Annotated in this window: 26 protein-coding genes; 13 read left to right on the forward strand and 13 right to left on the reverse strand. The window is 66.1% G+C overall.

From position 1 onward, the window contains the following. Positions 1-41: 41 nt before the first annotated feature. On the reverse strand, positions 42-812 hold the full coding sequence (locus VGT77_RS01410) for a Coq4 family protein (RefSeq protein ID WP_327458829.1): 771 nt from the start codon (positions 810-812) through the stop codon (positions 42-44). Positions 813-907: 95 nt separating this feature from the next. Here VGT77_RS01410 and VGT77_RS01415 point away from each other — a divergent pair, with 95 nt between their 5' ends. Beyond that, positions 908-1,384: a hypothetical protein gene (locus VGT77_RS01415; protein ID WP_327458831.1), complete on the forward strand. Its 477-nt coding sequence runs from the start codon at positions 908-910 to the stop codon at positions 1,382-1,384. A gap of 70 nt (positions 1,385-1,454) precedes the next feature. On the opposite strand, the gene VGT77_RS01420 is transcribed toward VGT77_RS01415, so the two are convergent. Then, a complete protein-coding gene (locus VGT77_RS01420; protein ID WP_327458832.1) occupies positions 1,455-2,081 on the reverse strand; it encodes a S24 family peptidase in 627 nt (208 codons plus the stop codon). 135 nt (positions 2,082-2,216) lie between these two features. Between VGT77_RS01420 and VGT77_RS01425 the strand changes: the two genes are divergently transcribed. The 4 genes from VGT77_RS01425 (at position 2,217) to VGT77_RS01440 (ending at position 5,024) form a co-directional block, all read left to right on the forward strand. Continuing rightward, the gene (locus tag VGT77_RS01425; protein ID WP_327458834.1) at positions 2,217-2,345 is read left to right on the forward strand and encodes a hypothetical protein; all 129 of its coding nucleotides are present in this window, start codon (positions 2,217-2,219) and stop codon (positions 2,343-2,345) included. Continuing rightward, positions 2,342-2,608, forward strand: coding sequence for a hypothetical protein (locus VGT77_RS01430; RefSeq protein WP_327458836.1), 267 nt, complete (start codon positions 2,342-2,344; stop codon positions 2,606-2,608). The genes VGT77_RS01425 and VGT77_RS01430 overlap by 4 nt, the downstream gene beginning before the upstream one ends. A 239-nt stretch (positions 2,609-2,847) precedes the next feature. Next, a complete protein-coding gene (locus VGT77_RS01435; protein ID WP_327459009.1) occupies positions 2,848-3,825 on the forward strand; it encodes a DNA topoisomerase IB in 978 nt (325 codons plus the stop codon). Between the two features lie 17 nt (positions 3,826-3,842). Next, positions 3,843-5,024, forward strand: a complete 1,182-nt coding sequence (locus VGT77_RS01440) for a mechanosensitive ion channel family protein (RefSeq protein WP_414713344.1) — start codon at positions 3,843-3,845, stop codon at positions 5,022-5,024. Between the two features lie 196 nt (positions 5,025-5,220). On the opposite strand, the gene VGT77_RS01445 is transcribed toward VGT77_RS01440, so the two are convergent. The 3 genes from VGT77_RS01445 to VGT77_RS01455 form a co-directional block, all read right to left on the reverse strand. Next, entirely contained in the window at positions 5,221-5,700 is a 480-nt protein-coding gene (locus VGT77_RS01445) for a hypothetical protein (protein ID WP_327458838.1), read from the reverse strand. A gap of 229 nt (positions 5,701-5,929) precedes the next feature. Continuing rightward, positions 5,930-6,475, reverse strand: a complete 546-nt coding sequence (locus VGT77_RS01450; RefSeq protein WP_327458840.1) for a hypothetical protein — start codon at positions 6,473-6,475, stop codon at positions 5,930-5,932. A gap of 166 nt (positions 6,476-6,641) precedes the next feature. Further along, a complete protein-coding gene (locus VGT77_RS01455; protein ID WP_327458842.1) occupies positions 6,642-6,884 on the reverse strand; it encodes a hypothetical protein in 243 nt (80 codons plus the stop codon). 151 nt (positions 6,885-7,035) lie between these two features. On the opposite strand from VGT77_RS01455, the gene VGT77_RS01460 reads away from it, so the two are divergent. After that, the gene (locus tag VGT77_RS01460) at positions 7,036-8,154 is read left to right on the forward strand and encodes a sensor histidine kinase (RefSeq protein WP_327459012.1); all 1,119 of its coding nucleotides are present in this window, start codon (positions 7,036-7,038) and stop codon (positions 8,152-8,154) included. 47 nt (positions 8,155-8,201) lie between these two features. Further along, a complete protein-coding gene (locus tag VGT77_RS01465; protein ID WP_327458844.1) occupies positions 8,202-8,939 on the forward strand; it encodes a LytTR family DNA-binding domain-containing protein in 738 nt (245 codons plus the stop codon). 98 nt (positions 8,940-9,037) lie between these two features. On the opposite strand, the gene VGT77_RS01470 is transcribed toward VGT77_RS01465, so the two are convergent. The 3 genes from VGT77_RS01470 to VGT77_RS01480 form a co-directional block, all read right to left on the reverse strand. After that, entirely contained in the window at positions 9,038-9,373 is a 336-nt protein-coding gene (locus VGT77_RS01470) for a UrcA family protein (protein ID WP_327458846.1), read from the reverse strand. Positions 9,374-9,680: 307 nt separating this feature from the next. Next, a complete protein-coding gene (locus tag VGT77_RS01475) occupies positions 9,681-10,994 on the reverse strand; it encodes an APC family permease (protein ID WP_327458848.1) in 1,314 nt (437 codons plus the stop codon). 121 nt (positions 10,995-11,115) lie between these two features. Further along, positions 11,116-12,405, reverse strand: coding sequence for a dicarboxylate/amino acid:cation symporter (locus tag VGT77_RS01480; RefSeq protein ID WP_327458850.1), 1,290 nt, complete (start codon positions 12,403-12,405; stop codon positions 11,116-11,118). Positions 12,406-12,449: 44 nt separating this feature from the next. Here VGT77_RS01480 and VGT77_RS01485 point away from each other — a divergent pair, with 44 nt between their 5' ends. After that, positions 12,450-12,746, forward strand: coding sequence for a GCN5-related N-acetyltransferase (locus VGT77_RS01485; RefSeq protein ID WP_327458852.1), 297 nt, complete (start codon positions 12,450-12,452; stop codon positions 12,744-12,746). Between the two features lie 8 nt (positions 12,747-12,754). Beyond that, positions 12,755-13,276 (forward strand): GNAT family N-acetyltransferase, encoded by a 522-nt coding sequence (locus VGT77_RS01490; protein ID WP_327458854.1) that lies wholly within the window; start codon positions 12,755-12,757, stop codon positions 13,274-13,276. A 5-nt stretch (positions 13,277-13,281) separates the two neighbouring features. Here the strand turns inward: VGT77_RS01490 and VGT77_RS01495 are convergent, their stop codons facing one another. Further along, positions 13,282-13,932 (reverse strand): hypothetical protein, encoded by a 651-nt coding sequence (locus VGT77_RS01495; protein ID WP_327458856.1) that lies wholly within the window; start codon positions 13,930-13,932, stop codon positions 13,282-13,284. Between the two features lie 71 nt (positions 13,933-14,003). Then, positions 14,004-15,677 (reverse strand): D-aminoacylase, encoded by a 1,674-nt coding sequence (locus VGT77_RS01500; protein ID WP_327458858.1) that lies wholly within the window; start codon positions 15,675-15,677, stop codon positions 14,004-14,006. A gap of 106 nt (positions 15,678-15,783) precedes the next feature. On the opposite strand from VGT77_RS01500, the gene VGT77_RS01505 reads away from it, so the two are divergent. Further along, positions 15,784-16,908: an FAD-binding oxidoreductase gene (locus VGT77_RS01505; protein WP_327458860.1), complete on the forward strand. Its 1,125-nt coding sequence runs from the start codon at positions 15,784-15,786 to the stop codon at positions 16,906-16,908. Positions 16,909-16,922: 14 nt separating this feature from the next. Here the strand turns inward: VGT77_RS01505 and VGT77_RS01510 are convergent, their stop codons facing one another. Continuing rightward, entirely contained in the window at positions 16,923-17,390 is a 468-nt protein-coding gene (locus VGT77_RS01510) for an SRPBCC family protein (protein ID WP_327458862.1), read from the reverse strand. 49 nt (positions 17,391-17,439) lie between these two features. Here VGT77_RS01510 and VGT77_RS01515 point away from each other — a divergent pair, with 49 nt between their 5' ends. After that, entirely contained in the window at positions 17,440-17,763 is a 324-nt protein-coding gene (locus tag VGT77_RS01515; protein ID WP_327458864.1) for an ArsR/SmtB family transcription factor, read from the forward strand. Between the two features lie 72 nt (positions 17,764-17,835). On the opposite strand, the gene VGT77_RS01520 is transcribed toward VGT77_RS01515, so the two are convergent. Both VGT77_RS01520 and VGT77_RS01525 read right to left on the reverse strand, forming a co-directional pair. Next, positions 17,836-18,702, reverse strand: coding sequence for an alpha/beta hydrolase (locus VGT77_RS01520; protein ID WP_327458865.1), 867 nt, complete (start codon positions 18,700-18,702; stop codon positions 17,836-17,838). After that, positions 18,699-19,322 (reverse strand): TetR/AcrR family transcriptional regulator, encoded by a 624-nt coding sequence (locus VGT77_RS01525; RefSeq protein ID WP_327458867.1) that lies wholly within the window; start codon positions 19,320-19,322, stop codon positions 18,699-18,701. Before VGT77_RS01525 ends, VGT77_RS01520 begins: the two co-directional genes overlap by 4 nt. Positions 19,323-19,520: 198 nt before the next feature. Between VGT77_RS01525 and VGT77_RS01530 the strand changes: the two genes are divergently transcribed. Together VGT77_RS01530 and VGT77_RS01535 are read left to right on the forward strand one after the other, a co-directional pair. Then, positions 19,521-20,243, forward strand: a complete 723-nt coding sequence (locus VGT77_RS01530; RefSeq protein WP_327458869.1) for a sterol desaturase family protein — start codon at positions 19,521-19,523, stop codon at positions 20,241-20,243. 162 nt (positions 20,244-20,405) lie between these two features. Beyond that, positions 20,406-20,945: a glycoside hydrolase family 108 protein gene (locus VGT77_RS01535; RefSeq protein ID WP_327458871.1), complete on the forward strand. Its 540-nt coding sequence runs from the start codon at positions 20,406-20,408 to the stop codon at positions 20,943-20,945. The last annotated feature ends 13 nt before the right edge of the window (positions 20,946-20,958 follow it).

Raw genomic sequence — 20,958 nt, forward strand, 5'->3', positions numbered from 1 at the left:
GGCTCGACCGGATTGCTTCGCTCTGCTCGCAATGACGAACCCTAAAGCCCCGTATAGCCCCGCTCGGCCAGCCAGGTCTGGAGCTGACGGTAGAGCACCGGCTCACCGAGCCGCAGCCGCCGCCGCGCCTGGTCGATCGGCTCGTGCATCAGCTGCTCATAATCCTCGCCGGACAGCCACCGCGCCTGCTTGCCGCGGCGATAGCCTTCGATCACTGCCTTGGCGAACAGCCAGCTGCCGGTGACTTTCTTCGCCTTCAAGGAAGCGCCGAGCGCGATCGCTGCCCAACCCCAGCCCTTGGTCTGCGCAAAGGAGAAGGCGACCAGGCAGGCTTCGCCGGCCGGCTCGTCGGCCTGGTAGCCGGTCAGCACATGCCAGACGTCGTGAATATCGCGCTCCCTCCGGCCGTACCAGCTATAGGGATGCTCGGTCTCGTGCGGGATGTTGTCGGAGTTGGCGACTTCGGCCAGGCCCATCGCCGAATAGCCGGTGCGGTTGAGAAAGTCGCGATAGGCGGCGCCGACCGTGCCGGGCTTGAAGCTCGCGATATAGGACGGGTCGCTGAACAGCTGCGCGAGTTCGGTTCGCCGATAGGCGATGCGGCCGCCGCCCGGCGCTTCCAGCAGCTTGTGATAGTTGCGCGCGCCCACATCGGCGTTGAGTGCGCGCATGATGCGGAACACCTGGACGGTGTCGTTGCCATTGGCGAGCAGCTTGCGCAGCGCGACGAGCGCTGCCTTCCAGTCGCGGCGGGTGCCGAGGAACGGAACCGGCAGCTCCGCGGGCTTGGGCTGGGCGAACTCTGCTGACATGTGTGTCAGTATATCGATTCGCGCACTTGGTTGCAACCCGGCTCCTCACCTGATCGTTTCGGCTTCATAAGGGTCGCGCAACAGGGGAGATGATCATGCGCATCATTTGTGGCGCAGCGTTGCTGATGGCGGCGTGTCCGGCAGCCGCCCAGTCGGTCGACAAGGTCGCCGAGGAAGCGGTGATGACACCGGCTGAGGATGTGAACGTGAAGAAGCGGGAGATCCCGCCGGTGCTGCTTTCCGCCGCCGAAGATCCCTATTCGCGTGAAGGCACGCGCACCTGCACGCAGCTGAATGTCGCCATCGCCGAGCTCGACACGGCGCTCGGCCCGGACTTCGATTCGGGCGAGGGGCGCAAGACCGGCCTCGACGCCACCAAAGTCGCGAAGAGCGTGGTCGGCAGCTTCATTCCGTTCCGGGGCGTCATCCGCGAAGTCACCGGCGCCGCCGGCGCCCAGCGCCGCTACAATGCAGCGGTCGATGCTGGCCTCGCCCGGCGCGGTTACCTCCGCGGCATCGCCCAGGCCCGGCGCTGCAAGCCGGCGGCGATGAAGGTCGCGGCCAGCAGCTAGTCTTGTTCCCCGGCGAAGGCCGGGGACCAGTAGCACGCGACTCTGGGCCCCGGCCTCCGCCGGGGAGCAGTTAACCCAGCCGCCGCCCCGCCCAGACGACGCGGCCGATCAGATTGACCTCCCCGCGGTCGAGCGACGGCCAGCTTGGATAAACCGGATTGTCGCTGCGGATCGTGACCTTGCGTCCCGGCTCCAGCAGCAATCTCTTGACGTTCAACGCGCCGTCCAGCCGCAGCACATAGATGCCGTCGCGGAAGCGCCGGTCGCCGCGATCGACCAGGATGTCGTCGCCATCGTGCAGCGTCGGCGCCATCGAATCGCCTGTAACCTGGATGACCGACAGCTGGCGCGGGTCGAGGGTCAGCCCGCGCAGCCAGCTCGGGTCGAACCGCATCCGCGCCTTGGGCCGCTCCGAATCGGCGAAGGCGCCCGGGCCGGCCGAGGCCTGCACGTCCAGCACCGGAACGCTGATCAGATCATCCGGCGCCGCATTCCGTCCGCCGAGCAGCGCCTCGCTGACCCCGAAATAGCGGGCGAGCTTGCGGCGGTCCTCCTCATCCAGCTTCTTCGGAACGCCGCGCTTGATGAACTGCTGAATATAGGCCGGATTGCGGCCGAGCATCCGCGACAGAGAGGCATAATCCTCCCGCCGCTCCTGGATTAGCGCCTCGAGCGCGGCACGGGCCTCTCCGTCCATGCCTGCTCTCTAGCATAGGAATTTGCATAGACAAATAGGAAATGGCCTATGAGATAGGAAAATTCCTATTCGGTGAGTCGCGGGAGGGCAGGCATGATCTTGAGGCAAGTGGAACGATATCTTCGCAGGAGCGGCATGTCGGCGACGACCTTCGGCCGCACGGTTGCGCGCGATCCGCGGCTGGTCCATGACCTGAGGCGCGGCCGCGAGGTCGGCGCGCGTCTGAGCGCACGGATCTCCGCCTTTATCGGCGAACAGTCATGAGGCGCGCCGATCCCCATAGGGCGCTGATTCGGGCGCTAATCGCCCGCTATCCCGGCCTGCTGATTCTCACCTCCGCGACCGAGCCTTGGGCGAGCGTCACCTTTACCGGCACCCGCCACCGCCTGTTCTGCGCGCCGGGCGTGGACCTGACCGGAGCAGAGGAAGTGGAGCTGCCGCTGCCGCGCCATGTCGTGGTGGACCTGTGCTGGCGCGCGGAGGCGAAGGGCATCGTTGTCGAAGCGCTGACGATCGAGGATGATTAACCCTCCTTGGCGTCATCCCGAACTTGTTTCGGGATAAGGGTTTCGCGTGACTGATGCTGGGTGGCGACCGTGCCGTCGCTGCGTCGACCATCACGCAAGCGTCAGCCCTATCCCGAAACAAGTTCGGGATGACGATGGATGACGATGCTCGGTCGGCCAAGGAACGCCCCCTCCCCCTCACGCATTCCAACTTCGTGACCGATCTCAGCGACTCTCATCTGAATTTCGTCGATGATGAAATGCCCGGCATCACCCGCCGCCGCTTCGGCCGCGCCTGGGGTTATTTCTCGCCCCAAGGCGCGCGGATTACCGATCGCGACGAAATCGACCGGCTCAACAAAATCGGACTGCCGCCCGCCTACACCAACGCCTGGTTCTGTCCGGACCCGAACGGCCATATCCAGGCGATCGGCTGGGACGAGCGCGGGCGGAAGCAATATCGCTATCACGCCGACTTCCGTGCAGCCCAGGAAGCGGCGAAATATGATCGCTGCTCCGCCTTCGGCCAGATGCTGCCCGCGCTCCGCGCCCGCGTCGAGGCGGACCTTGCGAAGAACGGCCTGGGCAAGGACAAGGCCTGTGCCGCGGTCGTGCGTCTGCTCGACCTCTCCAAGGTCCGCATCGGCAACGAGGCTTATGCACAGGAGAATAAGAGCTTCGGCGCGACCACGCTGCGCAAGCGCCACGCCGCGGTTAGGGCGGGCACGCTCAAGCTCGAGTTCCGCGCCAAGTCCGGCAAGATGCGGAAGGTGACGATCAGCGACCGATCGCTGCTGCGCTTCGTCAAGAAGATGCAGGACCTGGGCGGCCAGCACCTGTTTCGCTGGTGCGACCAGGACGGCCAGACCCACCCGGTCACCTCCACCGACGTCAACCAATATATCAAGGACGCGATGCAGGCGGACTTCACGGCTAAGCATTTCCGCACCTGGGGCGCGAGCGTCATCGCCTATCGCGTCCTGTTCGACACGCACGGCAAGGTCACGCTCAAGCAGATGCTTGAGGTGGTCGCCGACGAGCTCGGCAACACGCCGTCGATCGCGCGGAAATCCTACGTTCATCCGGCGCTGATAGATCTCGCCAAGAGCGGGGCGACTTGGGACGTGAACATGCGCCTGCCGCGCACCACCCGCTATCTAGACCGTTACGAACGCGGTCTGATTGCATTTCTCGACCAGTTGGCAGAGGCACGCGAGGAGCTTCGCGCCGCCGCCTGATCGATGGAGTAAGAGCTATCAACGAAACCGACACGGCCGCAGCCCCGCGCTCGGCACGCCAGCAGCTCATCGACACCTGGGACGGCGTCGCGCTCTGGTTCCAGCAGCATTGGCTGGAGATCCTGATCGGATTCGCCGCGGGCACCGCCATCGTCATCCTGTTGCACGCGCTGCGCAATCTCGGCCGGCGTCTCTGCCGCCAGGATCAGAGCGGTACCGGCTGGGCCACGATCATGGGCCGCGCCATCGACAAGACCGGCAACCTCTTCATCATCGTCGCGGCCGCCAAGCTGGTCGACGGCTTCTCCCAGCCGCCCGAGCTGGTCGAGAACACGATCGACTTCGTCTTCACCGTGGTCGCCGTTTTCCAAGTCGCCATTTGGGCGCGCGAGATCATTCTCGGCATTGTCGAGCATCGCACCCGAATGGGCGAGCACGAGGCGCTGAGCAGCGCGATGAACATCATCCGCCTGCTGGTCACGGTCGCGCTGTTCATCCTCGCGGGCGTCGTCATCCTCGACAATCTGGGCGTGAACGTCACTGGCTTGGTCGCCGGTCTCGGCATCGGCGGCATCGCCATCGGCCTCGCCGCACAAGGCATTTTCGCCGACCTGTTCGCGGCGCTGTCGATCCTGTTCGACCGGCCGTTCCGCCGCGGCGACTCGGTCGCCTATGACCAGACCAACGCCACGGTCGAGGCGATCGGGCTCAAGTCGACGCGCCTCCGTTCGGTCACCGGCGAGCAGCGGATCATCTCCAACAAGAACCTGCTCGACAAGGAAATCCGCAACAATACGCGGCTGGAACATCGCCGCGCCAAGTTCGTGCTGGGCTTGGTTTACCAGCTGCCGCCGGAGAAAGCGGCGGCGCTGCCGGGCATTCTCAGGGAGGTCGTCGAAACGGCCGGCCACAGCTTCGTGCGCGCAGGTTTCATCAACTTCGCCGCCAGTTCGATCGATTTCGATCTGGAGTTCGACGTGCACGCGGAGGATTACGAGACCTTCTTCGAAGGCCGGCACACGGTCGGCATGGCGATCCTGAAGCGCTTCGCCGAGGAAGGGATCAGCTTCGCCTACCCGACCCAGACCAGCTACACGGCAGCGCCCGACGGACGGCTGATCATGCCCTATCCGCAGGTGCAGCGCGTGTCGGAGATCCACGCCGAGGGTGACGCGCCCCCGGCATCGCCCCGCGCCTGAAAAAGGGGTGGATCAGGCAGCGGGGCCCACCTCCGCATGGGGTCGGGGAGAGGGAGGTGGATGCCCGAGGGGAGCCGGGCATGATGTTCGGTCAACTCAGAACTGCTTTCGTCATTGCGAGCGAAGCGAAGCAATCCAGTCGGGTGCGCGTGGATTGCTTCGTCGCCTTGCTCCTCGCAATGACGACGTGTTTACGTCACGCCGCGAGCTTTTGCGGCTCCGCGGTCTCCAGCATGCGCGACCAGCCCTGGATGGTAACGGTGTCGAGATATTCGCGCTCCATCTCGGGGGTGAGCACTTCGATCATCTGGCAGCCGTCGATCCACACTTCGATCACGCCGAACAGGCCGGCGCGACTGAAATATTGGGCGTGCCAGCCCTCGCGCTCGGCGATGGCGTAGATCTCCTCGATGGTCTTGTCGGTCGACATCGCGAAGTGCGTCGCGCTCGCGCGGCGGTCCCCCTTGGGCAGCCCAAGCGCGCCCTGCTCGCCATAAGCCAGGTCGGTGCCGCGCGGATAGACTTCGATCATCGTGCCATTGTCGGCGCCGTGAAACGCCATCCATGACCCTTCCGCGACCGGCGGAAAGGGCATCGCCACCCCGCCCCAGATCTCGGCGAGCACTTCGGCGGTGCGCTTCGGATCATCGCCTTCGATCGACAGGTGAAACAGCATTCTTGGTCTCCGTGGTGTCTGACAACGCTGTCTAGACGTAAGACGGAGCGGCGCTGTGACATCCGCCACTCGCGCTGTATTTTCCCGTTCGACGGAGGTGCAGGTGGGTGCGTTGGAGGTGCGCCCTGTCTGCGAAAGCCGCATTCGGAACGATTAAGGCGCATGCCCCCCGGCGTAGGCCGGGGTCCACATGTCCGCCGCTGGGCCCCGGCCTGCGCCGGGGAACGGCTCAGTTCGCGACCGGCTCCACCTTGTCCACCCATTGCGGGTAGAAGGCGGGGGCACGGCTCGACCAGCCCGGCGCGGTCGCAGCGGCTTCGCTGATCGACTGAAGCAACTTGCGGCGCTTGTCCGGATGGAGATGCGGCAGGGCGGCGGCAGCGCAGAAGGCGCTCGGCAGCCACGGGCGCACGCCTGGCCCGATCAGGCGCTCGTACAAGAAGCGATAGGCCGAGAAAGTCTCGATCCGGCCCTGCCCCAGGTCGAATGCCGACAGCGTCACCAGCGGCATCATGAAGGGCTCGACCGCGTCCAGGCCGCTATCGTCCGGCACCAGCGCGCGGACTTCCTCCAGCCGCTCATACATCTTGGCCTGGGCCTTGATGCTCGCCGCCTCGACCACGTCGCGCGACCAGAGCTTCACGGCATCATGGCGTTCGAGGCCGATATCGAGGGCGCGGCGGATGTAGCGCTGCGTTCCCGCAGGGAAGCTCGCAAACTCCTTCATCTCGACCAGGGACATCGCGCCCGCAGCGGGGCCGACCTTGCTCGCCATGCTCTCTACTCCGACCTTTTGCCCGTACCGTTATGCAGCCCCGGTGCTTTACGCGCCGTTAACTGCATCACAGCCCCGATCAGAATCGAACCAGAAAGCCTGTTGCAACGCAACACAGGTTGCGACGAACGCCTTCGCCGCGCAATGAAATCAGTGGATAAGCAGCTTACTGTTGCAGATTTGCCCGCTCCGCCGCTTCGTCATAACCGGACGACGGCGCGGGTTCCTGGCTGCCCGGAGCAGCCGCGGCCGGCGGGTCGGAGGCATCCATCGACTCGTCTGAGCCGGCATCCACCTTGGCGTCTGCATCGAAAGGATCGCGCTGCAGCCGCCGCTCGATCGACTTGTCCTGATGCGCGTCCTGCCGGGGATCGCGCGTGCCTGCGTCTTGAGTTCCAGTCTCTGGCATGGGATCACTCCGTTTGATGTCTGCCAACACATCCGTAACGAACCAGCCGGACGGGGGTTTCCTGCTGCCCTTCGATGAACCCGCCCTCCGGTTCGACCGGGGGCGCGACGCCAAGTCGCGCTCCAGCGTCTGGAGCGTTAGACTGGGCGTAATGGCAGAAGATACCAGCGACCGCCGGCGCAACACCCGCGTCGGCCTCGAGGTCGCGATCTATTCAATTCTCGGCTTCTGGCTGTTCTATGTGCTGATCGCGACCACCCAGTCGCTGATCACGGGATGGCCGGACCAGGTCGAAATGGCGCAGCGTCGCCTCGTGGTTACCGCCGCGGGGATCGGCATCACGTTCCTGCTCTATTTCATCTTGCGCCGTGCCGACGACCGGCCGTTCGGCACTCGCATCGCGGTAGCCTTCGTGGCCGCGATACCGGCGGCGATCGCGATCGCGCTGACCAATTACTATATGTTCAACCTGTATCGGCCGGAGGACATCCACACCGATCAGGCGATGATCCGCGAGATGTCGACCCACACCAAGATGTGGAAGAATGTCGCCGACGTCGCGGTGTCGCGCTATTTCTTCCTCTCCGCCTGGTCGGCGCTTTACCTCGCCATCTCCTATGCAGCCGAGACGCGCGAGGCGGAGCGGCGCGTCGCCGGCTTCGCCCAGGCCGCGAAGGAAGCGGAAATCCGCGCTCTGCGCTACCAGGTCAATCCGCACTTCCTGTTCAACACGCTGAACTCGCTCTCGTCGCTGGTGATGACCGGCCGCAACAACGAGGCCGAGTCGATGATCATGAACCTGTCGACCTTCTACCGGACCAGCCTGTCCGGAGACCCGATGGACGATGTGCCGCTTGCCGAGGAAGTGCGGCTGCAGCGCCTTTACCTCGATATCGAGGCGGTGCGCTTCCCGGAGCGGCTGAAGACCGAGATCGACGTGCCGGAGGAGCTGATGACGCTCTGCGTGCCGGGCCTCATCCTCCAGCCGCTGGTCGAGAACGCGATCAAATATGGCGTGTCTGGCGTGAACCGGCCGGTCACCATCTCGATCACCGCGCGAAGCGAACGCGGCAAGCTGGTGCTGACCGTCGCAGATGACGGCAAGGGCCCCGCCAGCGCCGACGATCACGGCACCGGTGTCGGCCTCGCCAATGTCCGCGACCGGCTCCAGGCCCGCTTCGGCAGCCGCGCGGGCGTGGTGACACATGCGCCAAAGGAAGGCGGCTATCAGGTCACCGTGGCCATGCCCGAGGTCAGGAACGGCTGCTGACCTTCGGCACTTGACCGATTCGCGACTTCGCTCGAAACCCGCGGTTGATGAGTGAAAACAAGCCTGTCCGTACCCTGATCGTCGATGATGAGCCGCTCGCGATCGAGCGCCTGCAGGTGCTGTGCGCCCGCGAGCCGCTGATTGACCTGGTCGGCACCGCCTCCGATGGCCTCGCCGCCTTGCGCATGACCGAGGCGCTGGAGCCCGAGGCGCTGCTGCTCGACATCTCAATGCCGGAACTGGACGGCATGGGCGTCGCGCGGGCGCTCGGCTCAGCCAAGCACCGGCCGGCGGTGATCTTCGTGACCGCCTTCGACAGCTTCGCGGTCGAGGCGTTCAACGTCGCCGCGGTCGACTACCTTCTGAAGCCCGTCTCTCCGGACCGGCTGAAGCGCGGCATCGAGCGGGTGCTCGAACGGCGCGGCACCGCCGAAGCGGGCACGCCCACCGCCAATTACGTCCAGGAGTTCTGGGTACCGCACCGCTCCGAGCTGATCCGCATCGCCGCCGACGATATCGAGCGGATCGACGCGGAACGCGACTATATGCGGCTCCATGTGGGCGGTCGCAGCTATCTGCTCCACCAGACGATCAGCGCGCTCGAGGAGCGGCTCGACCCGAACAAGTTCATTCGCCTCCACCGCTCGACCATCGTGCGCCGCGACCGGATACGTGGCCTGAAGCATGACGGCGGCGGCGTCTGGTCCGCCGACTTGGGCGAGGGCGGCGAAGTCCGCATCGGCCGCACCTATCTCGATCACGCCAAGGCCATGGCCGGGCGATAAACGCCAGAAAGCCCCGACCTGGTGGACAGGCCGGGGCTCCCTGGAAGGGGTCCGGAGATGAGGGGAAGCAACCGGACCCGAGTGACCTCTTTTGAAACTTAGTTGGCGGCGACGCGGATCGTGCCTTCGGCGTTGGCGAAGACTTCGACCATGCCGCGGCTGGCGTTGGCGATGGCGCGGTCCTGGCAGGCACCGACCGACTTCTTGTTGAAGTAGGAGAACTCGTCCACCGCGCCGCACACCGTCTCGGCGGCATAGGCGACGCGCCGCTTCAGCCGATCCTTGCCGGTGTCGGTCTTGAGGTCGAGATCGGCATAGGACACCGCGATCGAGCGCGGCGCGCCCAACTCGGCATGGGCCGGCGTCAGGGCGAAAGTGGCGAAACCGGCGGCGGCCGAAGCCAACAGGGCCTTGGAAACGAAACGAGTAAACATGGCGTGATCCTTCCTTCGAATGCTCTTGTCGGGCGGCTCCGAAGGGGGCGGAGCCTGGTTTGGCGGCGGTCCGGAAGGGGCCGGGGAGCATTTCCGTCCCGCCGCGCACTCTCTGGTTAGATCGGGTCTTGCGGCGATGCATTTCAGCTTCGACGGGCCTGGGCCGCGCATCTGCAAACCGCGAGAAAGGCCGATGAACGGCGTTCGCCCATCGACCAACGACAAGTGTAATCGTTGTTTCACATGCTCGCTCGTCCCGAGCGAAGTCGAGGGGCGTGAGTCGTAGAGTCGAGCAGAGGCCCCTCGACTACGCTCGGGACGAGCGGCCCTTTCGCAACCAGTAGATGAGCGCGCTGAGCGCCGTTGCAGCGGCCAGACCGACGACCTCAATCCACTGGGCAAGAGCGATCAGCGCGACCATGCTGGCAACGCCGATGCCGGCCGCGAGCGCCAGCCCCGGCACGACATAAGGACTGCCGGTCAGCCGCACGTCCATCCGGCGGAGCTTCAGCGCGGCCAGGCACGCGCCGAGATAGATGGGCACGGTAAACAGGCCGGACAGCAGCACCAGGGATCCGAACGATCCGACGAGCGCCAGGATCAGCGCCAGCACGACATGCACCAGGATCGCCCTCGCTGGCACCTGCGCGCCGTTCACGCGGCCGAGAAACTCCGGCAGCAGCCGGTCGCGCGAAAAGGCGAAGAGCAGGCGCGGCGCGCCGATCACATCGCTGAACAGCCAGCCGCCTCGCGACAGCGCCGCTCCGATCGCGATCACCGGCACCAGGGCGGGCGAAGCGACGCCGATCGCTTGCGCCAGCGGCTCGGCTGAGCCCGACAGCGCCGAGCCGAGCAGTCCCTGCGCGACGATCTGGATCGCGACGTAAAGCACCAGCACAATGCTCATCGCTAGCACCAGCGCGCGCGGCACGGTCCGTTCCGGCCGCGCCACTTCACCGCTCGCGCCGAGCACCGTTTCGATGCCCGAAAAGGCGAAGATCGACAGAATCATCGCCCGGCCGAGTGAGCCCGGGTCCAGCTCCGTCGTCGGCCGCAGATTGTCGAAGTCGATGAAGAACAGGCCCACGCCGATGAACAGCAGCAGCGGCGCCAGCTTGATCACCGATGAGATGGCGGCAAAGCGCGCGCCCAGCTTTGCGCCGCGCAGGTTCACACCGGCAATCAGCGCCATCACGCCCACCAACAGCAGCACACGTTGTACGCCGGGCGGGCCGACCGGGTAGAGCGCCACGATCGCATCGGCGAAGGCGGCCGCGACTCCGGCTGCCGCCAGCACGCAACTGACCCACAGCACCATGCCCGTAACGAAGCCCCAGCCGCGCCCGAATGCCGCTTCCACATAGGCATAGATGCCGCCGCTCGACGGCACCCGGCTGCCGGCCTCGGCGCAGCACAGCACGATCGCGCCCATCGCGATCCCGCAGGCGAGCAGCGCCAGCGGCGCCCACACGCCCACCGATCCCGACAAGGCGGCCGGCGCCGCGAAGATGCCTCCGCCGATGACGCCGTTCACGATGGTCGCGGCAAAGGCGATCGTGCCGATCTCGCGCTTCAGCCCCCGATCGCGGTCGACGGCTTCGTCCAGCACCTGCGTCGCCATCAACTCTCCCCGTCATCCCGAACTCGGTTCGGGATAAGCTCCTGAGCGACGGATATTCGCCGCAAGAACTCTGGGTCCATGCTGGCCCAACCCCTATCCCGAAACAAGTTCGGGATGACGTTCAGTGCTCCTCGACAAACCGCTCCAGCGCCGCATCGGCTTCGGTCTCGTCCAGCCCCCGCGTGACTGTTGAAGTCACCGCTAGGTCCATGCTGACATTGCCAAGCGTGCGGAAAATGTCCGGGATGGTCTCGACCGCGATCAATATGCCGAGCAGTTCGATCGGCACGCCCATCGCGGCGCAGATCGGCGCGATCGAGGTGACGAAGCTCACCTGCCCCGGCAGGCTGACCGCGCCCAGGGTGGTAATCGAAGCGGTGAAGATTCCCGCCGCATATTGGGTCGGCGTCAGCTCCATCCCCGCCCAATGGGCGACGTACAGCGCCACCGCGAGGTTCATCGCCGGTCCCGTCGCCCGAAAGATCGCGACTGCGAGCGGCAGCACCACGCCGGCTGCGCTGACCGGCACGCCCATGCGCTCGGCTCCACGCAGCATCGACGGCAGGCTGGCGAGCGAAGACTGGGTGGAGATAGCGACCGCCTGGCTCGGCGCCGCCGCCTTCAGGAAGGTGCCGAACGGCCGCCTTCCCAGCACGGGTCCGATCACGAAGCCAGCGATCCAGATCACCACGCCGACGCTCGACACGATCAGGATGTAATGGATAAGCGCGCCGAACGCGCCCACGCCCGCTCTGCCGCCGACCACGAAGGCCAGCGCGAACACACCGATCGGTGCCAGCCACAGCACCCAGTTGATGATGATCAGCATCGTCTCGACGACTGCCGCGAAGAAGCCGGTCAGCAGCCGGCGCGGCTCTTCGGGCAGTCGTGTCGCGGCAAAGCCGAACACGGCCGTGAACAGGATCAGCGGCAGGATCGCATCGCTTGCGGCCGCCGCGACCGGATTGGTCGGCACGATCGAGCGGAGGAACTGGGCGATGCCGGGCGTATCCGTCGGCGTGGGCGGCGCCTGGCCGAGCGCCGTGCGCAAGGCGGCGGCGCTCTCCGGCGAGAGTGGAAAGACCGAGAGCAGCGAAGGGATCATGATCGCCGCCAAAGTCGCCGAGCTCACCAGGCAGATGGCGAACATCGCAACCGCGCGCGCGGTGATGCCGCCGGCCCGCGCCGCCTCGGCATTGGCGGAGATGCCGGTGACTAGCAGCGAGACCAGCAGCGGCACGATCGTCATGCGCAGCGCATCGAGCCACAGCCCGCCGACCGTCTCACCAACCGTCAGCGCCAACCCTGTCCAGCCCTCATCGCCATAGCCGGCCGCCATGATGCCGAGCAGCAGCCCGGCGATCAGCGCGATCAGGATTCGTCCCGGGGGTGACAGCAACGCTTTCAACATCCAGCCTGCTTTCGCGACTTTCCGGCAAATGGCAAGGAAGCGGCATGGACCGCGCCGCGCTCGAGGCCCGCTGGCTGGAACTGACGCGCACGCGACTGCCCGCGCTGGCCCGGCAACGCTGCTGGCCGGTCGACCAGGATCATTGCTTCCAGCGCATCCTGCTCGACAATGCATGCGGCGGCGTCTGGTATGATTTCCTGCCCAAGCGCCCCGCCTACGCCCATGCCGATTCGGCGCTCCTTGCCCGCGCCGTGCAGCTCGGAGAGGCTTGTGCCGATGGTAGCGAAGACCTGCATCAGCTCAATCGCCGCTCGCTCGACTGGCGCAAGCGCCGACGCTAGAGCGGCCCATGTCTCTCTCCATCAGAATCGCAAAAGCGGAAGACGCGGCAGCGTTGCCGGCGATCGAACGGGCGGCGGGTGCGCTCTTCCGCGCGCTGCCCGATTTGGCGTGGATCGCGGATGGCGAACCGATGGCCGAAGCCGCGTATCGCCTGTTGATCGCGCAGGGCCATTGCTGGGTTGCCGGGGAAAAAGATCGCCTCGTCGGCTTCCTCGCCGCCGAGCGCGCCGGCCCGGAGCTTCACATCGTCGAACTTTCTGTGCTGCCTGAAAAACAGGGCATCGGGATTGGCCGAGCGCTGATCCAGGCTGCCCTGACGCGCGCGGAGAATGACGCGCTGACCGGGGTGACTCTGACGACCTTCCGTGACGTGCCCTGGAACGCGCCCTTCTATGCCCGGCTGGGCTTTAAGGAAGTGCCGCCTAGAGCGCTCAATGCCCGGCTCGCCGGCATCAGAGCGAAAGAATCCCGCCAAGGTCTGCCGGCCGAGCGGCGTTGCGCGATGCGCTTTCCGCTCGGCCAGGACTGATCGCCTTATTTCGGGTCGGTGGTGACCGTCGTCGTGGTCTTCACCTTCGGCGTGGCCGCCGTCGTCGTGCGCCGCGTCGTGGTGGTGCGGCGGGCCGGGCGCTTGGCCTTGGTCACCGTGCCGGAACCCGAGGTCACGCTGCTGCCCTGAGTTTCGGTTGAGGTGGTGACGGTGGTCTGCGCAGGCTGGGCCACTGCGGTCGCCGCCGTGGCACGGGCCGCTGCCGCATCGGCCGCTGCCTGCGACGCCGCTGCCTGCGCCGCCTCGGCACGAGCATTCGCCGCCGCCGCATCCTGCTGGGCAGCGCTCACCGCCGCTTGCGTGCTGGCCTGGGTCTCGGCCGCCGCTGCCTCGGTGGTGCGCGCCTCGGCCAGCGCCCGGTCGGCGAGCTGCGACGCCTTCTGAGCGGCCTGAATAGCCTGCATTTCATTGTCCTTGCCCATATGCTCGCGCGCTTCGCGCAAGCTCGCCTGCGCCTCGGTAGTCAGCGCGGCACTGCCCGTGCCACCTTTCGCCGCCAGCGCCGCCTCGACCTTGGCGGAAGCTTCCGCGATCGCGGCCTTGGCGCGCGTGTCCTGATCGGCTGCCGGTGCCGCCGTCGCGGCCAGCAAAGCGCCCGAAAGCGCGGCCCCCCACAGCATGTTCCTGAGGTTCATAATCAATACTCCCGGTCTGTTGAGAACCGGGCGCCAAAACGAACAGCGATGAGGGCGGTTCCTGGCCTGGATCAGCCCAGGCAGCGTCCCGTGCCCGGTCCTTTGACGAAGCGGCCGGGCTTTGCGCCGGTGTGCTCGCCGTCTTTCAGCACCTGGACGCCGTTCACGAAGACGTGGCGCATGCCGGTCGCATATTGCTGTGGGCGGGCGAAGGTGGCGCGGTCGGCGATCGTCTTCGGATCGAAGATCGCGAGGTCGGCATGATAGCCGACCTTCAGCAGTCCGCGGTCCTTCAGCCCCAGATTGGCGGCGGGAAATCCGGTCATCCGCCGCACCGCCTCCTGCAGCGTCAGCACCCTTTCGTCGCGCACATATTTGCCGAGCACGCGCGCGAAATTGCCATAGGCGCGCGGGTGCGTGCTCGATTTCAAGAACACGCCTTCGGGCGCCTGCGCCTCCGCGTCGGAGCCGAAGCTCATCCAGGGCAAGGCGACGTGCCGCCGCACGTTCTCCTCGCTCATTGCGAAGTAGGCGACCTGGATGCGGGTGCCGTCCTCGACGATCAGGTCGGCCGCTGTCTCCTCTGGCGACTTGCCCCTCGCGCGGGCCACTTCGGCGAGCGTTTTGCCGGTGAGCGGCTTCAGCCGCTCGGTCTTGAAGGCAAGCAGCAGCACCTTTTCGGGCTCTTCCACCACCAATTTTGCAGTGTGGTCATCCGAACGGCGCATCTCCGCAAGTGCCCGCGCCCGCTGCGCCGGGTCCTTCAGCCGCTCGACCCAAGATTCGATACCGCCTGCCTGGATCCACAGCGGCATCGCCGCGTCGAAGCCGGTCGAGCTTGCCGGGTAAGTGTACATGTCGGCTGTGATGCGCAGCCCGCGCGCGCGCGCCGCCTCCACGCGCGCGATCGCCGCGTCGATCTTCGGCCAATGCTCGCGGCCCGATTGCTTGAAGTGATAGATTTCCGCCGGACTCTTCGACTGCTCGGCAATGGCGATCAGCTCGTCGATCGCTTGCAGCAGCCGCGGCCCTTCGTCGCGGATATGGCTGATATACATGCCACCGCACTTGGCGCTCTCCGTCGCGAGCGCCGCCAGCTCGGGCGTCTCCGCAAAGTTGGCCGGCGCATAGATCAGCGACGATCCGACGCCCATCGCGCCTTCGTTCATCGCGCGCCGGACCAGCGCCCGCATCCGGTCTAGTTGCTCCGGCGTCGGATCGACATCCCCTTCGCCCAGCTCATGCACCCGCACCGTCGTCGCGCCGACGAAGCTCGCCACATTGGGCGACACGCCCTTCCTCTCCAGAAAAGCCAGATACTCGCCCAGGCTGGTCCAGCTGATCGGATATTTGACGTCGCTCTGCCGGCGCAGCTCCTTCTCCTTCATCGTTGGGTTGAGCGGGCCCATCGAATGGCCCTCGCCCATCACTTCGAGCGTGACCCCCTGGCGAATGTCGCTCTGCCCGCGCCCGTCCTCGATCAGCGACTCCGTTCCCCAGCTCAGCATGTTGATGAAGCCCGGCGCGACAGCGAGGCCATTGGCATCCACTTCGCGTGAGCCGCGTCCGGTCACGCGCCCGACCGCAACGACCCGCTCGCCCTTGATCGCCACATCGCCCACGAACGGCGCGCCGCCCGAACCGTCATAGATGGTGCCGCCCCGGATCACGACGTCATGGGCCGGCAGCGGCGCCGCGCTGGCGAGGAGTGTGGCTGCTAGAATGGACACTAAGGCTTTACGCATGAACCCCACTCCGTTCGGGCTGAGCTTGTCGAAGCCCAGTTCTTCTTCCTAGAGCATCAAGCAAGAAAAGCAGGCCGTCGACAAGCTCAGGCCGGACGGAGCGATGGTGACCAAAACAGCAGACTTCCTCATCATCGGCGGCGGCGTGGCCGGGCTGTCGGCCGGAGCCGCGCTTGCGAAGCATGGCCGCGTGTTGCTGCTGGAGGCGGAGGACGCGCTCGGCTTCCACAGCTCCGGACGCAGCGCGACCTTTTCGCATTTCGGTATCGGCGGCGAGACGGTGCGAGCGCTGACCGCGCACAGCCGCGCCTTCTTCCTCGATCCGCCTGACGGCTTCGGGGCGCTCGCCCGGATCATGCCGGCCATGTTCATCGCCAACGAAGCGATGCTGCCGGCGCTTGCCGAGCTGGAGCGGATCACGCGCACCTTGAGCGGTGCGGTCGAGCGGGTGGACGAGACGAGCGCCGCTCGCTTCTGCCCGGCACTGCGCTGGGCGCCGGATGCGGTCGTCAGCGCCTTCGTCCACCGCGAGGGCCTTCGCCTTGAGCCCAACGCGCTGCTCCAGGGCTATGTGCGCAGAATCAAGGCAGCGGGCGGAGAGATCGTCACCGGTGCCCGGGTCGCGAGCATCGGCCCCCGCTGGCAGGTGCGAACGGAGGCCGGCGTCAGCTACGAGGCGCCGGTGCTGGTGAACGCCGCCGGCGCGTGGGCTGACCGCGTCGCCACCATGGCCGGCGTGCGGCCGCTCGGCCTGACGCCGCTGCGCCGCACGATCATCGGCTTCGACGCGCCGCCCGCTACGGACGTGCGCGATTGGCCGTTCGTCAAAACGGCGGTCGACCATCTCTATTTCATGCCCGACGCGGGCCGGCTGATCGCCTCGCCGGTCGACGAGAATCGCGACGACCCCTGCGACGCCCAACCGGACGAATATAACATGGCCGTCGCCGCCCACCGGGTGACCGAGTTCACCACGTTGGAGGTCGGACGCTTCACCCACAAATGGGCGGGCCTGCGGACCTTCGCCGCCGATCGCGTGCCCGTCGCCGGCTTTGCGCCGGACGCGCAGGGATTTTTCTGGCTGGCAGGCCAGGGCGGCTATGGCCTGCAAACCGCGCCGGCCATGGCGGAGATCGTCGAAGCCTTGGTGACCGGCAGCGCCTTTCCGGACGTGGGCGCGACCCGCTCGCAAATCGAGCCGAACCGCTTTTCCTCGTCACCCCGGACTTGATCCGGCATGACGAGTTACTTGTAGAAGCCCTGGCGCAGGTTGATGCCGTGTTCGAGCCAGGCCTTCAGCGCGCACAGCATCTGCGTCCAGCCTTCGCAATTGCCATAGGAGCCGGCGAGCCCCTGCTCGCTCTCGCGCCAGCCCTGCTCCGAAATCGTCACCAGCGTGCGGCCGTCATCGAGGGGTGCAAAAGCCATCGTGACGCGCGTCCTATAGTCCGCCGCGCTCCCGCTCTCGCCCGCCCCTTCATGCGCCTGCCATTCCAGGACGATGCGCTCGTTCGGGACCACTTCGATCACCTGCACCGGAAAGGCGCCGGGAAAATCGTGAAAGTCCCACGTTACCGTGGCGCCGGTCTCGAGCCGTCCCTTGGCGCCGCCGGTAGTGAAGTAACACGACAGCTGGCCGGGATCGGCGACCGCCTCGAACACCTGCTCGACCGGCTTGGCGATGCGGCCGGCGATACGGAACTTGAGCTCCATGTCTCTTCCTCTTTGGCAGGCGGCGACTAATATGTTATGTTTTCATGACATGTCAATCAGCGACCGCCACGACCGGGTGTTCAAGGCTCTGGCCGCGCCGATCCGCCGCCAGATTCTCGACGATCTGCGCGACCAGCCGCTCACCACCGGCATGCTCTGCGCGCACTTCCCCGAGCTCGATCGCTGCACGGTGATGCAGCACATCAAGGTGCTGGAAGAGGCGGAGCTGATCATCCCCGAACGGCGCGGGCGCGAACGCTGGAACCACCTGAACGCCGTGCCCATCCAGCAGATTCACGAACGCTGGATCGGCCCCCACGCCGAACGCGCCGCGGCACTGCTGACCCGGCTGAAGGAGGATGTGGAGCGCTAGGAGCTGTTCCCCGGCAAAGGCCGGGGCCCAGCCGAGTGCGCGGACCTGGGCCCCGGCCTTCGCCGGGGAACACTATTGAGTCACTCGCTCCGCGAACGTTGCCACGTCCGCCACGACCGGCGCCTTGCCGCGGAACGGTTTGGCGATCGCGGTCAATATGCCGATGTGCGCCACGTCCGGGTAGCGCTTTACTTCGGCCGAAACGCCCGCCGCCCGGAGCTTCGCCGCCAGCGCTTCGCTGTTGCGCGGCTTGACCGTCGTGTCCCCCGCGCCGGTCAGCAGCAGCGCGGGCGGGGCGGTGGCATCGGCATGGGTGACCGGCTGGGTCTCGGCGGCGTCGGGCCACCGGCCGAACGCCGCCTGGGACGCGCCCACCGTGAACGGCACGAAGTCATAGGGCCCGGCCAGCCCGGCGAGCCCCCGCACCGCCTTCCGATCGGCGCCCAGCCAGCGCGTATCCACGGCCAACATAGCGGCGATGTAGGCGCCCGCCGAGTGACCGGCGAGCACGATCCGCTCGCCGTCGCCGCCATAGTCCTTTGCATGCGCCCGCACCCAGCGTACCGCCGCCGCGCCGTCCTCGACAAAGCCCGGATAGGTGACCTCCGGCACCAGCCGGTAATCGGGAATGACCGTCACGAAGCCGCGCGCCGCCAGCGCCCTGCCGACGAAGGAATAGCCGCGCCGGTCGCCCGAGTTCCAGGACCCGCCATAGAAGAAGACGATCACTGGCCGCAAAAAATGGGGACTGTCCCCTATTTTTCTGGGTACATAGACATCGAGCCGTCGCCGCGGCCCCTCGCCATAGGCCAGGCCCGCCGCCGTCAGCTTTCCACCGGCGTCCTTCGGCATAACCGAGTTGAAGGCGGACAAGGGCGAACAGGCCGCCGCCACCAGTCCCAGCAGCGGTGCAGCCCGCTGCAACAGCGCCAGCTTCATGCGCCGAAGATCAGTTTCACATGATCGCGGAACAGCCGCATCTGCCGGCCCATCAGCCCGGGGTCGGCGAGCGCTCTCGACAGGATGATCGATCCCTCGACGACGGTCGTCAGCTGGTCCGCCAGCGCGTCCAGGTCCGTCGCGATCTTAGGCGGATGCTTGCGGCCGATCTCGTCCAGCCATTCTCGGAAGCGCGCGCGCAGGCCCAGCACCGATTCGCGGTTCATCTGCCGCACTTCGCGATCGAACATCTGCTCCTGATAGGTGATCGCCGCGACCAGGCAGCCCGGGTGCAGGTCGGGCATCTCGTCCATCGTCTCGGCATAGAGGTTCAGGAAGATCAGCAGGCTCTGCAGCGGATCCTCGGAAAGGGTCCGCGCCCGCGTCGTCAGCGTGTCGAGGATCGCATTGTCCTCGTCCATGAATCGTTCGAACAGCTGGCGCGCCAGGTCATTCTTGTCGCGGAAATGGTAGAAAAAGCCGCTCTTGGTGATCCCCGCCGCCTCGACAAGCTCCTCGATCGACGTCGCGGCGAAGCCCTTATGAATGATCGCGTCCTGCGCGACGTCGAGGATGCGTTCGCGCGTCCGTTCACCCTTGGTACGAAGTTCGGGCGCCAACTGTACTCCCGGTTTGGTTTTCTCGATTACCCGCTGGACCATCGTCGTTCATCCGCCCCCGAAATCCACGCTAAGCTATCACAGCTACGGGCTTTTCTCCACGGCGGATGAAAAGCGACCGCGTTCCTGCTAGGAAGAAGACGGCGCCCGCGACTAGTTCCGCCCCCTGATCGCAACAGCGCCGAGGGGATTTTAGACGTGTTCGGATTGTATCACTGGATCGCACTGGCCTTGTTCGGCGGCTTCGTGCTGCTGGAGCTGGGCGGGCGCGCCCAGTCCTGGCCTGAGGTCCGCGGCTGGCGGCTACAAGGCCTCGCCTTTACCCTGCTCTATTTCGTCGTCGCGACGCTGGCGCCGCTTGGCTGGGATGCCTGGCTCGGTCAGTATCAGCTCGTCGATGCATCGCAGCTGCCCTTCTGGGTGCAGGTCGCGGGCGGCTTCCTGGTGCTCGAGTTTTTCATCTATGCCTGGCACCGGACGATGCACAACACGCCTCTCCTGTGGCGCTGGTTCCACCAGATGCATCACAGCGCGGAGCGGCTCGACGTGTGGGGCGCCTTTTACTTCCATCCGCTGGACACTCTGGGCTTTGCTTTCTTCACCAGCGTGGCGCTGGTGCTGGGCTTCGGCCTGAGCGGTGAAGCGGCGCTGATCGTCAACGTGCTCGCGACCTTCTGTTCGATGTTCCAGCACATGAACGTGCGCACGCCGCGCTGGCTCGGCTATCTCGTGCAGCGGCCGGAAAGTCATTCGCTGCACCACAAGCGCGGCCACCATGCCAACAACTATGGCGACCTACCGCTCTACGACATGATGTTCGGCACCTTCGCCAACCCGCGCCAATTCGAGGCCGAAGTCGGCTTCCACGACGGCAGCTCGCGCAAGATCGGCGCCATGCTGATCGGCCGCGAAATCGCGTGACACCACCCCGTCATTGCGAGGAGCGTAGCGACGAAGCAATCCAGGAGTTCCACGCTCGCAACTGGATTGCTTCGCTACGCTCGCAATGACGAAAGTGCGAATTCACTGTCCTACATGTAACCGATTTGGTTAGTCTCTCGACTCGCAACCGGGAGACTGACCATGACTATCGACACGTTGATCGACGAATTGCTGGACCGTGAAGGCGGCTATGTGAACCATCCCGCCGATCGGGGCGGCCCCACCAACTTCGGCATCACCCAAGCCGTTGCGCGCACCAATGGCTGGACCGGCGACATGCGCCGCCTGCCCCGCGCCACCGCAGCCACCATCTATCGCCGTCTCTACTGGCACCAGCCGCGTTATGACGCCGTGGCGCAACACGCGCCGCGCATCGCCGCCGAGCTGTTCGATACCGGCGTCAATATGGGCCCGAAGGTCGCCACTGCCTTCCTCCAGCGTGCGCTGAACGCACTCAACCGTGGCGCCCGCGACTATGCCGACATTGCCGTCGATGGATTGATCGGTCCTGCCACGCTGGCGGCGCTTACCGGCTTCGTCCGCGCGCGCGGTTCGGCGGGCGAGACCGTGCTCCTCAAGGCTTTGGAAGCGCTGCAGGGCGAACGCTATCTCCGCCTCGCAGAGACTCGTCCCGCCAACGAGGCCTTTCTCTACGGCTGGCTCGCCAATCGTATCGGCTGATTTCTCGCACCAA

This window comes from Sphingomonas sp. (assembly GCF_035944535.1).
Taxonomy (GTDB): Bacteria; Pseudomonadota; Alphaproteobacteria; order Sphingomonadales; family Sphingomonadaceae; genus Sphingomonas_B.